Genomic DNA, 14151 nt, shown 5'->3' with positions numbered 1-14151 from the left:
AGTCGGCCTCTGCCTGTGCCGCTTGTCTCTTTTGTGTCGGGTCTTTGTCAGGCTTTTTCTGACACGCCTGTCTCCGCCGGGTGCCGGCGCGAGGCCTGGTGCGGTGCGCTCAGGCCGGCTGGGAGGTGACGACTGCGTCGGGGCTGCCGCCTTGCGGGCTGGCCGGCACCGATTCCTGCACGGCGATGGGCAGGGCGGCCACAGCCCGATTGCGCCCGGCATGCTTGGCCTCGTACAGGGCTTGGTCGGCGCGGTTGATCGTCTGCTCCAGGCTTTCTTGCAGCCCCTGGCGCTGGGCGTAGCCCGCGGACAGCGTGAAGTGCAATGCCCCGCCATCGGGCAGTCGCACGCTCTGTCGGGCGGCTTCGCTCACCAGCTGCTGTGCCACCCGCTGGGCTTCGGCCAGCGTGCAGTCTTTCAGCAGCAGGCAGAACTCCTCTCCCCCGTAGCGCCCGGCCAGGTCGGACAGGCGGGTGTGCTGGGTGATCAGCCGCCCCAGCTGGGTCAGCGTGGTGTCACCCGCGGCGTGACCGTAGCGGTCATTGATCTTCTTGAACCAGTCAATGTCCATCATCACCACGCCGAAGCGTTCTCCGCCTGGCTCGGCCACATAGGCGTGGGCCGCCTCGAAGAAGGCCGTGCGGTTGAGCAGCCCGGTCAGCCCGTCGCGGCGTGACCGCGCCTCCAGCTCGCGCTGTTGGCGTTCGTTGATCATGGCCAGAAAGGCCAGCGAACTGCCCACGGTGAACAAGGCTCCCAGCAGCAGCGAGCCCACTTGGGGCAATTGCTGCGAGCTGATCAGCACGCTGGCGCGTTCTCCGCTGATGCTGTAGATGCCGCGCAGCGCAGAGGCCCCCGCCATGGACGCCAGGATGCCCGCAGCCAGCATGCCGGCCCGCGACCCGTTGCCGGGCTGGCGTCGCCAGATCAGGTGAGCGCTGATCGCAAAGTTGATTCCCAGCGTCATCGATACCGCGAAGATGGCCACCCCGCGCGGCAGCCAGCCCAGGTAAACCGGCACGGTGCCCAGTGCACCCAGGGCGTTCACCAGGGCCAGCCTGCGCCAGGGGGTGGGTTGCTCCAGCAGGCGGGCATGCGCGTCGACACAGATCACCGAACTCAGCAGCACCAGCACGTTGGCCAGTAAAAAGGTGAGCACCAGCGGCGCATGGCCACGCAGAAAGAACAGCATGAAGCCGCCACACAGCGCCAGCATGGCCCGCCCCCAGCTGCGCAGGCCCATGTCGCGCGCCGGCAGGGCGAAAGCCGTGTTGAAGGCGAACACCGACATGAACAGCGCCAGCGCGCCGATCGAGAAGACCAGCGTGGGTGTGTCCAGCGTCAGGCCGGCGAACAGGTTCAAGAGGCCCTCCCCGATGCTTGGGTCCGGGTGGACCCGATTCATGGATGTTTGTAACAACATCCATCGTGGGGCTGTTTTGCTGCAGCAGGCCAAAACCCCCACAACATAAATGAGAAAAATATTTCTGCGGCTGGTCAGCCCACTGGCGGGATGGGCAGTCGCATGTCCAGGCCGGCGATCTCGCAGCCGCGCCGGTAATCCTGCAGATGCTTGCGCGTCCAGGCCTCGGCCTCGACCGCGTCGTGGCGGCGCAGCGCGGCCGTCACCTGTTCATGCACCTCCAGCAGGCGGGCGCCCGACTGGGGCAGCCGGGGCGCGATGGCGGCATACCCCGCCAGCATCAGCTGGCTGATCGGCCCCCGGGCCAGCAGCAGGGCCTGGTTGTGCGTGGCCTGGGCCACCAGAGATTGAAACTCGATGTCGATCTCCACCGGAGAGCCGCCGGCCTGCAGCAGCGCGCGGGTGCGCTGCAGGTTGTCCTCCAGTCCTGCCAGTTCGTCTTCGGTGATCTGGGGGGCGGCGAGTGCCGCGCACAGCGGCTCCAGCGCCGAGGCCACCTGCCACACGTCCAGAAAACTCACCTGTCGCATGCGCAGGGCGCGCTCGGCCGCCTGCGACAGGGCGCTGTGCTCGGGCGTGGCCGCCAGCAGGCGCTTGCCGTCGCGCCGCAGCAGGCCGTCCTGCTCCAGCTGGCGCAAGGCCTCGCGGATGGTCGACCGGTGCACGCCAAAGCCCGTGGCCAGCTCGGTCTCGGTGGGCAGGGCTTCGCCCTGCTGCAGTTCACCGCTCACGATGCGCCGCCTCAGGTCTTCCGAGACCAGTCGGTAGGCGGGTGAGAACTGCAGCTTTTCGATGTCCATGGGCAAGGTTGGCAGGGCGGAGGAGGGCTGGGTTGCGCAGTGTAGCCCGTGCCGCCGCACAGCCCCGGCGCGCGGCGGGCCGGGTACTGGCCTTGTCGCGGTCGTGACGCTCGGGGTTTTCTCGGTGTTACGTCGTACTGTCTAATTGTCCGACAATGCGACAAAAGAAGGATTTATGGCCACCGAAACTGCCCCCAAAAGCCCGCTGTCGCCCGATGGGCCTGCCCTGCAGGCCTGGCTGGCCCCCCATTGGCCGGCCGCCGCCGCCGGCCTGCAACTGAGTCGACTGGCCGGCGGCCAGTCCAACCCCACCTGGCTCTTGACGGCGGGCGACGGCAGCCAGCGCGTGCTGCGTGCCAAACCCGGGCCCCAGGCCGCGCTGCTGCCCTCGGCCCATGCCATCGAGCGCGAGTTCGCGGTGTTGCAGGCCTTGCAGGGCAGCGAGGTGCCTGTGCCCCAGGTGCATGAGTTCTGCGCCGATGAGTCGGTCATCGGCGCCGCCTTCTACCTGATGGCCTTTGTGCCGGGCCGGGTGTTGCGCGAGGCCTCGCTGCCAGGCCTGAGCCCGGCCGAGCGCGCCGCCGTCCACGACGAGGCCAACCGCGTGCTCGCGGCCCTGCACCGGGTGGACTGGCGGGCGCGCGGCCTGCAGGATTTCGGTCGCCCCGAGGCCTATTTCGAGCGCCTGATCGCCCGCTGGACGCGCCAGTACCGCGCCAGTCAGACCACCGAGCTGCCGGCCATGGAGCGCCTGATCGAATGGCTGCCCACCCACATCCCGGCCTCGGCGCGCGATCCGCAGGCCCTGGCCCTGCTGCATGGCGACTACCGCCTGGAGAACATGGTGTTCCACCCCAGCGAGCCCCGCGTGCTGGCCGTGCTGGACTGGGAGCTGTCCACCCTGGGCCACCCCTTGAGCGATCTGGCCTACCACGCCATGGCCTGGCACCACCCCCCGGGCCCGCTGCAGGGCCTGGCCGGGCTGGACCTGGCGGCGCTGGGCCTCCCCACCGAGCAGGACTTTGTGGCGCGCTACCTGGCCCGCATGGGCCGCGACGACCTGGCCGCCGTGCAGGCCGACTGGCCCTTCTACCTCGCCTGCAACCTGTTCCGCCTGGGCGCCATCCTGCAAGGCATTGCCCGCCGCGTGCAGGACGGCACGGCCGCCAGCCCCATCGCCCGTGAGGTGTCGGCCCAGGCCGGTGCCGTGGCCGAGCGTGGCTGGCGCCTGGTGAGCGGCTGAGCCTTTTCGATCCACCTTCTGAAAGAACCCCATGAAGAACGCCATGAATCTGTTCCAGGAACCCCCCAAGACCGCCGAGCTGCGTCAGCGCCTGCAGGCCTTCATGAACGAGCACATCCTGCCCAATGAGGCCCAGGTGGCGCGCGAGGCGGCCGCCCAGGGCAGCTTCGGCCCCGAAGGCTGGGGCCATTGCCCCACGGTCGAGCGCCTCAAGGCCCTGGCCCGCGCGCAAGGCCTGTGGAACCTGTTTCTGCCGCACTCGCCGCGCGTCCCCGAGGGCCTGTCGAACTTCGAATACGCGCCGCTGTGCGAGGTGATGGGCCGGGTGCACTGGGCCAGCGAGGTCTTCAACTGTGCCGCCCCCGACACCGGCAACATGGAAACCCTGGACCGCTACGCCACCGAGGCCCAGAAAGACCGTTGGCTGGAGCCCCTGCTGCGCGGCGAGATCCGCTCGGCCTTTTTGATGACCGAGCCCGAGGTGGCCTCGTCCGACGCCACCAACATCCAGTGCGAGATCCGCCGCGAGGGCGACGAGTACGTGATCAATGGCCGCAAGTGGTGGTCCACCGGGGCAGGCAGCCAGCACTGCGCGCTGTTCATCGTGATGGGCAAGAGCAACCCCGAGGCCGCGCGCCACCAGCAGCAGTCCATGATCCTGGTGCCGGCCGACAGCCCGGGCGTGAAGGTGGAACGTGCCCTGTCGGTGTTCGGCTTCAACCACGCTCCGCACGGCCACATGGAAGTCTCGCTGACCGATGTGCGGGTGCCCGTGGCCCACCTGCTGCTGGGCGAGGGGCGGGGCTTCGAGATCGCCCAGGGCCGCCTGGGGCCGGGGCGCATCCACCACTGCATGCGCTCCATCGGGGCGGCCGAGCGGGCGTTTGAGCTGATGTGCCAGCGCCTGGCCAGCCGCCATGCCTTCGGCCGTGCCGTGGCCGAGCAGGGCGTATGGCACGAGCGCATCGCCGAGGCCCGCTGCCTGATCGAGCAGGCCCGCCTGCTCACACTCAAGGCCGCCTGGATGATGGACACCGTGGGCAACAAGGCCGCCCAGGCCGAGATCGCCATGATCAAGATCGTGGCCCCCAGCATGGCCTGCAAGGTGATCGACTGGGCCATCCAGGCGCACGGCGGGGGCGGCGTGAGCGAGGACTTTCCGCTGGCCTTCTCGTACGCCGACCAGCGCACCCTGCGCCTGGCCGACGGCCCCGACGAGGTGCACCGCCAGGCCCTGGCCAAGCTCGAGCTGCTGCGCCTGGGCCTGCGCCACAAGCCGGTGCACACCCCGATCACCCGCGGCTGCTGAGCGGCAGCACCGCCCCTCAAAACCCACATCCCAAAGAGACAAGCCATGAACCCCAAGACCTCATCCCTCACCCGCCGCGGCCTCGCCTGCGCTGCCCTCGTGGCCGCCACCCTGGGCCTGAGCCCGGCGGCCCAGGCCCAGCCCGAAGGCCCCGCGGCGCGCATCCTGGTGGGCTTTCCGGCCGGGGGCTCGTTCGATGCCCTGGCACGGGTCTTGGCCGAAAAGCTCAAGGACGAACTCAAGCGCCCGGTGTTGGTCGACAACAAGCCCGGCGCCGGCGGCCGGCTGGCGGTGGAGGTGCTGAAGAATTCAGCCGCAGACGGCAGCGTGGTCATGCTGGGGCCGGATGCGCTGGTGGCGCTGTACCCCTACACCATGCGCAAGCTCAGCTACGACCCGCAGCGCGACCTGCTGCCCATCGGCACGGTGTCGGAGTTTCCGTTTGCCCTGGCCGCCGGCACCGCCCCCGCGGCCAAGACCCTGGCCGAGTACGTGGCCTGGGCACGCAAGAACCCGGGTCAGGCCAACTACGGCATCCCGGCGCGCGGCGCGCCGCACCACTTCTTCGGCATGGTGCTGGGCGAGGCCATCGGCGTGAAGATGGAGGACATCCCCTTCCAGGGCAGCGCCCCCGCCGTGCTGGCCCTGATGGGCGGGCAGATCAGTGCCGACATCGACGTCATGAGTTCCCTGGTCGAAGGCCACCGCGCCGGCAAGATCCGGGTGCTGGCGGTGTCGTCCGAGCAGCGCGTGCCGCAGCTGCCCGATGTGCCCACCTTTGCCGAGCAGGGCTACCCCGCCATTTCGGGCATGGGCTTCAACGGCCTGTACGCCCCGGCCCGCACCCCGGCCGCGGCCGTGGCCAGCTGGAACCAGGCCCTGGCCAAGGTGCTGGCCCTGCCCGATGTGCGCGAGCGCCTGGCCACCATGGGCTTTCTGCCCGTGGGCAAGTCGCCCGAAGAACTGGCCAGCCGCGGCGCGGCCTCGGCCAAGCGCTGGGAGCCGGTGATCAAGGCCTCGGGGTTCCAGGCGGATTGATTGTTCGTGCCACTGTTGCCGTTTCAGCTCATTCCGGCGGCATGCGCGACAGGGCTTGGGCAGAGGTGCTCAGGGCGCGTTGGTGCGAGGCGCGGCCCATCTCACCAAGCCACTTCGTTGCCGGAGGCCTGCGGCGCAGCGGGGTCGGCAGCGCTGTTGTCTGGCCGCTCTTGCACGGTGAGTTCCAGGCCGAGCGTGCCCAGCAAGGCCAGCAACTGGTCCAGGGTGATGCTCTGGGGCTCGCGCTCCATCTTGGAGATGCGTGCCTGGCTCAGGCCCACACGGGCACCCAACTCGTGCTGGTTGAGCCCCATGCGCTTGCGTGCGGATCGCATCAACTGCCCCCATTGCAGCGATGACAGCAGGAGGTGCTTCATGGCGCTCCCAGGTGTGGTGAAAAATACTCTTAAAAGGCGTAAATAAATTTTAGTTCTGAAAAGAGTAAATGCAACACCCGCCTGGGGGTGTGCCTCAGATCACCTTGAAGCCATGCGTGCCATCGCGGCCCAGTTGTTCGACCAGGCCGAACTCCCAGTCCAGGTAGCCCTGCATGGCTTCACGCAGGGCATCGGTGCCTTCATAGGGGCGGCGGTAGCGGTCGATGCGGGGGGCGGCGAGTCGGGTTTCGCCGCTTTCCAGCGGCAGGCCGGCTTCGATCCAGGCCTGGGTGCCGCCGTCCAGCAGTGACACGCTCAGCCCCGGGCTCAGGCGCGCGGTTTCGGCCACCGCGTAGGCGGCCAGGGCCGAGCTGCCGCAGGTCAGCACCAGTCGCTGCGCACCGGGCTGCTGGCGGCGGATGTGGGCCAGGCCCTGGGCCAGCTGCGAGCGCAGCGCCCACCAGGCGCCCGGGATGTGGCGTTTCACGTAATTGGCGCTGGGGGTGAAGTCGATCACCACCGTGTCGCTGCCCTCGGCCAGCCAGCCCTGCAGCGTGGCCACCGAGATCAGCGGGATCGGCTGCTCGGGCGGGGGCACGGCGGTGGGGGCCGAGCCCGTCTCGGTCAGGGCCCGTGCGGGCAGTGGGTCGAGCACATGCACCTCCCAGCCCATCTGGGCCAGCCACGAGGCGCTCATGTTGGCGCGCACGCCATCGGTGTCGGCCAGCACGATGCGCGCACCCCGCACGGGGGCCTGGTGGTCGGTCTCCTGCACCAGTTGGCCGCCGGGGGCGCTGCGAAAGCCCGGCAGGTGGCCGTGGGCAAATTCCTCGGGCGTGCGCACATCGAAGCGGTAGGTGGTGCGGCTGGTTTCAGCCGCCCAGGCGGGCAGATCGGCCAGCGTGGCGCGGCGCACCCCGGCGCGGTCGGCCACGGCGCGGGCCTGCGCGGCGGCGCGGGCTTGTTGCTCGGGGCTCACCTCGGGGGCACGGCGGCTGGCGCCGTGGTCCAGCTTCTGGCCGGCCAGCAGCCAGCCGATGGTGCCGTTGCGCAAGGCCGTGACGCGGTTGGGCAGGCCGGCATTCACCAGCGACTGGGTGCCGATGATGCTGCGTGTGCGCCCTGCGCAATTGACCACGATGTGGGTGCTCGGGTCGGGCGCCAGGGCAGCGGCGCGCAGCACCAGCTCGGCCCCGGGCACGCTCACCCCGCTGGGGATGCTCATGGTCTGGTATTCGTCGAAGCGGCGCGCATCCAGCACCACCACATTGGCCTGGCTTTCGATCAGGGCTTTCACCTCTTCGGCGGGCAGCGAGGGGGTGTGGCGCTCGGCCTCGACCAGCTCGCCAAAGGATTTGCTGGGCACGTTGACGTCGCGGAACAGCTCGCCGCCTGCATCGCGCCAGCCCTGCAGGCCGCCGGCCAACAGCGACACCTCGCTGTAGCCCAGGGCCTGCAGGCGGCGCGCGGCCGTCTCGGCCAGGCCTTCGCCGTCATCGAACACCACCACCGGGGTGTCGCGGCGCGGGATGCGGGTCCAGGCATCGAGCTCGATGCGGCCCACGGGCAGGTTGGCGGCCCACAGCGGGTGGGCCTGGGCAAAGGGGTCTTCCTCGCGCACATCCAGCAGGGCGATCTCGCGCCCGGCCAGCAGGTGTTCGCGGACTTGGGCGTAGGGGGTGGTGGGCAGGGCAGTGGTCACGGTGCAGTTTCTTGTTTTGGATGAAGGGGGAGTGTCGAAAGCGGGAGGACGGGGCGGCCGCTCAGCCTTGCAGGCTGGCGCGCACCTCGGCCGAGCGGTCCCACAGGTTGGGCAGGCTGCGGTTGCTGTAGCCCGACACAAAGGGCTTCTCGGTGCCGTCTTCGAGGAACACCGAGCGCTTCACGGCCCCGATGTTGGCGCCGTACACATGGATGCTGATCGACACCTGGTCGGCCAGCACATTGCTCACCCGGTGCACGTCACCGATGCGGGGCGACACGGCGTCGATCTGGCCCGGGTGCAGCTCGTGGGCCTCGCCCGTGGGGCGCCAGTGGCCGGCCGCGTCCTGGGCATAGGCCTGCGAGCGTTCCTGGCCGCGCAGCATGCCGATCAGGCCCCACACCGTGTGGTTGTGGATGGGTGTGGCCTGGCCCGGGCCCCACACAAAGCTCACCACCGAGAAGTTCTCGCGCGCATCGGCGTACAGCAGGTACTGCTGGTAGTGCTCGGGGTGGGGCTGGCTCAGTTCGGTGGGCAGCCAGTCGTCGTGGGCCACCAGGGCGGCCAGCAGCGCGCCGCCTTCGTGCAGCAGGCGCGCTTCGTCGGCGCCGGTGTCGATCAGGCGGGTGAACTGCTGCACGAACTCGCGCAGACGGGGCAAGTGGGGCAAGTTGGACTGCTGGGGCGGGGTGTTCTGGCTCATGGGCTTCTGGGGCAGGAAATCAGGGGACGGGGCGGCCCGGCTTCAGGGGCAGCCTGTATTGGAGCGCAATGCGCCGCGGCGCGCTTGGCAACTTCTTCATAAGCATGGCCGGTTTTCTTATTTCCATGGGGCGAATGATTTCTGTCAAATCCGCTCCCAGCAGCGGCGCCTGCGGCCTGCGCCGCGGCCCGCACGGGCCTGCCAAGGCCTGAACGACCCGCCCAGACTGAAAGGTTCCCATGACAACACCCCTCAACGCCTCTGCGTCTTCGATCATCCTGCCTTCGCGCCGTCGCCTGTTGCGCTCGGTGGGCGCGCTGGGCCTGTCGGCCGTGGCCGGCGTGGGCGCCAGCCAGGTGCTGGCGGCCGGCAAGCTGCGCCCGGTCAAGCTGGCCTGGAACGCCAATGCCGTGTGCCTGGCCCCGGTGCCGGTGGCCATCACGCGCGGCATCTTCGAGAAAAACGGCCTGGATGTCGAGCTCATCAATTACACCGGCTCCACCGACCAGTTGCTGGAGTCGATTGCCACCTCCAAGGCCGATGCCGGCCTGGGCATGATCCACCGCTGGATCAAGCCGCTCGAGTCGGGCTTCGACGTGAAGCTGGTCAGCAGCTCACACGGCGGCTGCACCCGCCTGGTGGGCTATGGCCCGGCCGGGGTCACCAGCCTGCAAAAGCTCAAGGGCAAGACCATTGCGGTGTCGGACCTGAACAGCCCGGGCAAGAACTTCTTCTCGGTGTTGTTCACCAAGGCCGGCATCGACCCTGAGAAGGACGTGACCTGGCGCCAGTTCCCCGGCGACCTGCTGGGCGTGGCGGTGGAAAAGGGCGAGGCCCACGCGATCGCCGACGGTGACCCGAACCTGTTCGTGATCGAGCGCAAGACCAAGGGCCTGATCGAGCTGGCCACCAACCTGAGTGGCGAGTACGCCGACAAGACCTGCTGCGTGCTGGGGGTCAGCGGCAAGCTGGCGCGTGAAGACCGCGCCACTGCGGCCGCCCTGGCGCGTTCGATCAACGAGGCCTCCGACTTCGTGGCCAACAACCCCAACGAAGCTGCCAAGATCTACAGCCCCTACTCCAAGGTGTCGGTGGACGACCTGCGCACCGTGCTGGGCACGCTGACCCACAAGCACCACCCCAGTGGTGTGGCGCTGAAGAAAGAGATCGAGTTCTTCGCCCGTGACTTCAAGCTGGTGGGCGTGCTCAAGCCCACCACCGACCCGGTGCGCTTTGCCGAGTTCGTGCACGCCGACGTGCTGTCCTGAGGAGCGGCGTGATGAACAGCACCGTGCATTCAGCCCCGGCCGCAGCCGGTCTGCCGCTGCGGCGCGAGTCGCCGGCGCCTTCGGCCTGGTGGGCCACCGGCCTGGCAGCGGCCGTGGCCTGGGCCGCCCTGGGGGCGCTCACCCTGGGCTGGCCGAACAAGCCGGTGGGTTTCAGCGACTGGAACTACACCGCCGAGTTCGGCTGGTTCAGCCTGGGGCTGGCAGCCGCACTGGCCGTGCTGAGCCTGGGCGGGCGTCTGGCCGCTCCGGTGGTGCAGCGCCTGCGCGGCTTCGGCCCCTGGCTCACGGTGCTGGGCGTGGGCTTTCTGGCCTGGGAGCTGGTCACGGCCAAGCTGGGCTGGCTGCCCACCCCCTTCTTTGCGCCGCCGCAAAGCCTGGCCGATGTGTACGTGAGCGACTGGCGCCGCCTGAGCGACAGCGCCGCCAACTCGCTGATCCTGCTGGGCGTGGGCATCGGCTCGGGCGCGGCCGTGGGCTTTGTGGTGGGGGTGTTGATGGGCTGGTCACGCCGTGCCCATTACTGGATCCACCCGGTGCTGCGTGTGCTGGGCCCGATCCCGACCACCGCGCTGTTGCCGATCTCGTTCTATTTCTTCCCGTCGAGCTGGTCCACCGCGGTGTTCCTGATCGCCATGGGCACGGGCTTTCCGGTGGCCATCCTGACCTGGTCGGGCGTGGCCACGGTGAACCGCCAGTTCTACGACGTGGCGCGCACCCTGGGGGCTTCGAACGCCTTCCTGGTGTTCCGCGTGGCCATTCCGGCCGCCATGCCGCAGGTCTTTGTGGGCCTGTTCATGGGCCTGGGCCATGCCTTTGCCACCCTGGTGGTGGCCGAGATGCTGGGCGTCAAATCCGGCCTGGGCTGGTACCTGACCTGGGCCCAGGGCTGGGCCAGCTACCCCAATATGTATGGCGCCCTGCTGGTGATGGCGCTGCTGTTCTCGGGCGTTATCACCTTGCTGTTCACCGTGCGCGATCGCGTGCTGTCCTGGCAGAAGGGGGTGGTGCAATGGTGAGATCCTCGAGTGCCGCGCTGCAAAGCGCCGTGGCAAAGCCTGCTGGGGCCGACATCCACATCGAGCAGGTCAGCCACCAGTTCGACGGGCCGGCCGGCCCCTTGCCGGTGGTCGATGGCGTGAGCCTGCACATCCGCCCCGGCGAGTTCGTGGCCCTGCTCGGGCCCAGCGGTTGCGGCAAATCCACCCTGCTGCGTCTGGTGGCCGGGCTGGAGCCGCCCAGTGCGGGGCAGATCCTGCACGATGGTGTGCCGGTCACCCGGCCCGATCCGTCGCGCATCGTGGTGTTCCAGGACCCCACGCTGTTCCCCTGGCGCACCGTGCGCGACAACGTGGCCCTGGGGCCGCAGGCGCGCGGCACGCTGGCGGCGCTGCAGCCCCGGGTCGAGGCCGCGCTCAAGCTGGTGGGCCTGCAGGACTTCGCCAAGGCCTACCCGCACCAGCTCTCGGGCGGCATGGCGCAGCGCGTGGCGCTGGCGCGTGCCATCGTCAACGACCCCAGCCTGCTGGTGCTGGATGAGCCGCTGGGCAAGCTCGACTCGCTGACCCGGCTGACCATGCAGACCGAGCTGCTGGCGCTGTGGCAGCGCCAGGGCTTCTCAGCCCTGCTGGTCACGCATGATGTGGAGGAGGCCTTCTTCTTGGCCCAGCGCGTGATCGTGCTGTCGGACCGGCCCTCGCGCATCGTGGCCGAGCTGGTCAACGAGGCGCCCTATCCGCGCCACCGCGGTGACCCGCGTCTGGCCGAGCTGCGTCACCAGGCCCTGGCCCACCTGGGTCTGGACGCCAGCTGGTGAGGTCCGTGGCTGGAGTCGGGCTGAGCGCGTGATCGACTGGACCCCCACGCCCGAGCAGGTCAACACCGTGCTCGGCGCGCTGTACGAGGTGCAGGATGCCCTGCGCCGGCTGTGGTTTGCCCTGGGCCTGAGCGAACCGCTGGCCGGCCAGCCGGTGTGGCCCTGGGCGCAGCGCCTGCATGGCGAACTGATGGTGTTCGAGCCCGGGCAGGCACGCCGCCTGTTGCTGTGCGCTGCAGCCCTGGCCATCGCATTCCCCCTGATGGGGCTGGCGGTCTTTTGGCGGCGAGCCCGCTGGCCTGGCCTGGTCGCTGCAGTGGCCTTGCTGGCCGCCGCGCCCTGGGGCGTGTTCGGCCTGCTGGCCGGGCCGGCGCTGCCCAGCAGCTTCCATGTCAGTGACAGCGGCTTCAGCGCCCGTTCCATCGTGCGCGGTCAGGCCGTGTACCACCAGCATTGCCAGCGCTGCCACGCCGCGGATGGTGGCGGTGAAGGGCCCGATGCGCCTGCCTTGCCCATGTGGCCACCGCGGCTCAATGGGCGCCTGCTGTGGCAACGCCTGGAGGGCGAGCTGTGGTGGCGTGTGCGTCACGGCCTGCAAGACCGCGATGGCCAGACCACCATGCCCGGCTTTGCCCAAGCCCTGAGTGAGGCCGACACCTGGGCCGTGCTCGATTTTCTGCAGGCCCAGGCCTCGGGTCAGACCCTGGCGCGTGAAGGCCGTTGGGAGCTGCCGGTGCGCCTGCCCGATGCCCAGGTGCGTTGTGGCGTGGCGCCGGAGCTGCGCCCCTTGCGCAGTTTGCAGGGGCAGCGCCTGCTGGTGGCCAGCGGCCCGGGTGTGGCGCTGCCGCTGGACCCGCGCGTGCTGGCGGTGGGGCAGGGCGCAGCCCTCGGCAGCGATTGCCGGGTGATCGAGGCCGAGGCGGCGGACTTTCAGCAGGCCCTGGCCCTGGTGTTGGGCCAGCCTCAGGACCCAGCCCGGGGCAAGACCCCGGCGCAGCAGTTGCTGGTGGACCGCCAGGGCTGGCTGCGGGCCCGCGCCCCGGCGGGGCAGGTCTGGTCGGCCGCCGATCTGGTGTGCCGCACGGGATCGGTCGAGGCCCGGCAACCCCCTTCGCAGGCACAGGACGCGGACCCGCTCGGCGCCCTGGTGGCTGCCATGGACGCCGACCCGGTGGCACCGCGCCGGGGTGGCGTCCCGCACTAGCGCTTGTTGCGCGCGGCACGGACATGCCGAAAGCGCATGTCCTCACGCGTTTTGCTTCGTTGTTGCGGGGGCGGCGGCGGCCTATCGTGAGGCCATCCGTGAAGCCCTTCACCGTCCTTCCAACACAGGAGTCCCCCATGAGTGTCCAGTTCATCGGCATGATCCAGCCGCACGAAGTCTCTGAAACCTTCCCCCGCCGCGGCCCGGTGATCGACCGCGACTTTGTGCGAGTGTTTGCCCAGGCCCATGAGCACGCCGGCTTTGACCGCATCCTGGTGCCGGCGCATGCCACCAGCCCCGACAACCTGCTGGCGGTCACCTACGCGGCCTCGGTCACCCAGCGCATCAAGTTCTTGCTGGCGCACCGCCCGGGTCTGCAGCAACCCACCGTCACGGCGCGCCAGCTGGCCACGCTGGACCAGTACACCGACGGCCGCGTGGCCGTGCACTACATCACCGGTGGCTCGGACGAAGACCAGCGCCGCGATGGCGACTTCCTGGGCCACGACGACCGCTATGCCCGCACCGACGAGTACCTGAGCGTGCTGCGCCAGATCTGGACGGCCGACAAGCCCCTGAACCACGAAGGCCGCTTCTACCGCATCGAGGGCGGCTGGTCCGAGGTCAAGCCCCTGCAGCAGCCGCACCTGCCGATCTATTTCGGCGGCGCCTCCGAGGCCGCGCTGCAGGTGGCGGGCAAGCACGCCAGCGTCTATGCCCTGTGGGGCGAGTCGCTGGCCCAGGCCGGCGACCTGGTGCGCCGGGTGCGCGCCTCGGCCGCCCAGCATGGCCGTGAGATCGACTTCAGCATCTCCTTCCGCCCCATCCTGGGCCGCACCGAGGACGAGGCCTGGGCCCGGGCTGAACGCATCCTCGAAGACACGCGCCGCGTGCGCTCGCTGCAGGGCTTTGCCCGCGGCGGCCCGCAGCAAAGCGAGGGCGCGCGCCGCCTGCTGGCCGATGCGGCCCAGGGCGACCGGGTGGACGAACGCCTGTGGACGGCGATCGCCCGCGAAACTGGCGGCCGCTCCAACACCACCGCCCTGGTGGGCACGCCCGAGCAGGTGGCCGACGCCCTGCTCAAGTACTACGACCTGGGCATCAGCACCTTCCTGATCCGGGGCTTCGACCCCTTGCTGGACGCCATCGACTACGGGCGCGAACTGCTGCCGCTGGTGCGCCAGAAGGTCGCCGAGCGCGATGCCGCCGCCGCTGCCCAAGCGCAACTCAAAGCCGCCTGAAGGAGCACC

General features: G+C 69.6%; 13 protein-coding genes. 8 read left to right on the top strand and 5 right to left on the bottom strand.

Features of this window, described 5'->3' with window-relative positions:
• Positions 1 to 109: 109 nt before the first annotated feature.
• Both L880_RS0126865 and L880_RS0126860 read right to left on the bottom strand, forming a co-directional pair.
• Entirely contained in the window at positions 110 to 1363 is a 1254-nt protein-coding gene (locus L880_RS0126865; protein WP_027478223.1) for a GGDEF domain-containing protein, read from the bottom strand.
• A gap of 134 nt (positions 1364 to 1497) precedes the next feature.
• Complete coding sequence (locus L880_RS0126860) at positions 1498 to 2223, bottom strand: FadR/GntR family transcriptional regulator (RefSeq protein ID WP_027478222.1); 726 nt, start codon at positions 2221 to 2223, stop codon at positions 1498 to 1500.
• Between the two features lie 175 nt (positions 2224 to 2398).
• Here L880_RS0126860 and L880_RS0126855 point away from each other — a divergent pair, with 175 nt between their 5' ends.
• Genes L880_RS0126855 through L880_RS0126845 form a run of 3 tightly spaced genes read left to right on the top strand, consistent with a single transcriptional unit; the run spans position 2399 to position 5813 of the window.
• The gene (locus L880_RS0126855) at positions 2399 to 3466 is read left to right on the top strand and encodes a phosphotransferase family protein (protein ID WP_027478221.1); all 1068 of its coding nucleotides are present in this window, start codon (positions 2399 to 2401) and stop codon (positions 3464 to 3466) included.
• A gap of 43 nt (positions 3467 to 3509) precedes the next feature.
• The gene (locus L880_RS0126850; protein ID WP_027478220.1) at positions 3510 to 4775 is read left to right on the top strand and encodes an acyl-CoA dehydrogenase family protein; all 1266 of its coding nucleotides are present in this window, start codon (positions 3510 to 3512) and stop codon (positions 4773 to 4775) included.
• Positions 4776 to 4820: 45 nt separating this feature from the next.
• Positions 4821 to 5813, top strand: coding sequence for a Bug family tripartite tricarboxylate transporter substrate binding protein (locus L880_RS0126845; RefSeq protein ID WP_027478219.1), 993 nt, complete (start codon positions 4821 to 4823; stop codon positions 5811 to 5813).
• Between the two features lie 101 nt (positions 5814 to 5914).
• Here the strand turns inward: L880_RS0126845 and L880_RS0126840 are convergent, their stop codons facing one another.
• The 3 genes from L880_RS0126840 to L880_RS0126830 all read right to left on the bottom strand — a co-directional run bounded on the left by L880_RS0126840 (position 5915) and on the right by L880_RS0126830 (position 8595).
• The gene (locus tag L880_RS0126840) at positions 5915 to 6190 is read right to left on the bottom strand and encodes a helix-turn-helix domain-containing protein (protein ID WP_027478218.1); all 276 of its coding nucleotides are present in this window, start codon (positions 6188 to 6190) and stop codon (positions 5915 to 5917) included.
• 94 nt (positions 6191 to 6284) lie between these two features.
• Positions 6285 to 7892, bottom strand: a complete 1608-nt coding sequence (locus L880_RS0126835; RefSeq protein WP_027478217.1) for a rhodanese-related sulfurtransferase — start codon at positions 7890 to 7892, stop codon at positions 6285 to 6287.
• A gap of 61 nt (positions 7893 to 7953) precedes the next feature.
• The gene (locus L880_RS0126830) at positions 7954 to 8595 is read right to left on the bottom strand and encodes a cysteine dioxygenase family protein (protein WP_051443624.1); all 642 of its coding nucleotides are present in this window, start codon (positions 8593 to 8595) and stop codon (positions 7954 to 7956) included.
• 239 nt (positions 8596 to 8834) lie between these two features.
• Between L880_RS0126830 and L880_RS0126820 the strand changes: the two genes are divergently transcribed.
• The 5 genes from L880_RS0126820 (at position 8835) to L880_RS0126800 (ending at position 14142) form a co-directional block, all read left to right on the top strand.
• The gene (locus L880_RS0126820; RefSeq protein ID WP_043330799.1) at positions 8835 to 9863 is read left to right on the top strand and encodes an ABC transporter substrate-binding protein; all 1029 of its coding nucleotides are present in this window, start codon (positions 8835 to 8837) and stop codon (positions 9861 to 9863) included.
• An 11-nt stretch (positions 9864 to 9874) separates the two neighbouring features.
• Complete coding sequence (locus L880_RS0126815; protein ID WP_027478213.1) at positions 9875 to 10900, top strand: ABC transporter permease; 1026 nt, start codon at positions 9875 to 9877, stop codon at positions 10898 to 10900.
• Positions 10894 to 11697, top strand: a complete 804-nt coding sequence (locus L880_RS0126810) for an ABC transporter ATP-binding protein (RefSeq protein ID WP_027478212.1) — start codon at positions 10894 to 10896, stop codon at positions 11695 to 11697. The genes L880_RS0126815 and L880_RS0126810 overlap by 7 nt, the downstream gene beginning before the upstream one ends.
• Before the next feature lie 28 nt (positions 11698 to 11725).
• Positions 11726 to 12901, top strand: coding sequence for a c-type cytochrome (locus L880_RS36710; RefSeq protein WP_281174790.1), 1176 nt, complete (start codon positions 11726 to 11728; stop codon positions 12899 to 12901).
• 137 nt (positions 12902 to 13038) lie between these two features.
• The gene (locus L880_RS0126800; protein WP_027478210.1) at positions 13039 to 14142 is read left to right on the top strand and encodes an LLM class flavin-dependent oxidoreductase; all 1104 of its coding nucleotides are present in this window, start codon (positions 13039 to 13041) and stop codon (positions 14140 to 14142) included.
• Positions 14143 to 14151 lie beyond the last annotated feature (9 nt).

Origin of the sequence: Curvibacter gracilis ATCC BAA-807, from assembly GCF_000518645.1 — a bacterium.
GTDB classification, from domain to species: domain Bacteria; phylum Pseudomonadota; class Gammaproteobacteria; order Burkholderiales; family Burkholderiaceae_C; genus Curvibacter; species Curvibacter gracilis.
This window is presented reverse-complemented; position numbering and strand designations above follow the sequence as displayed.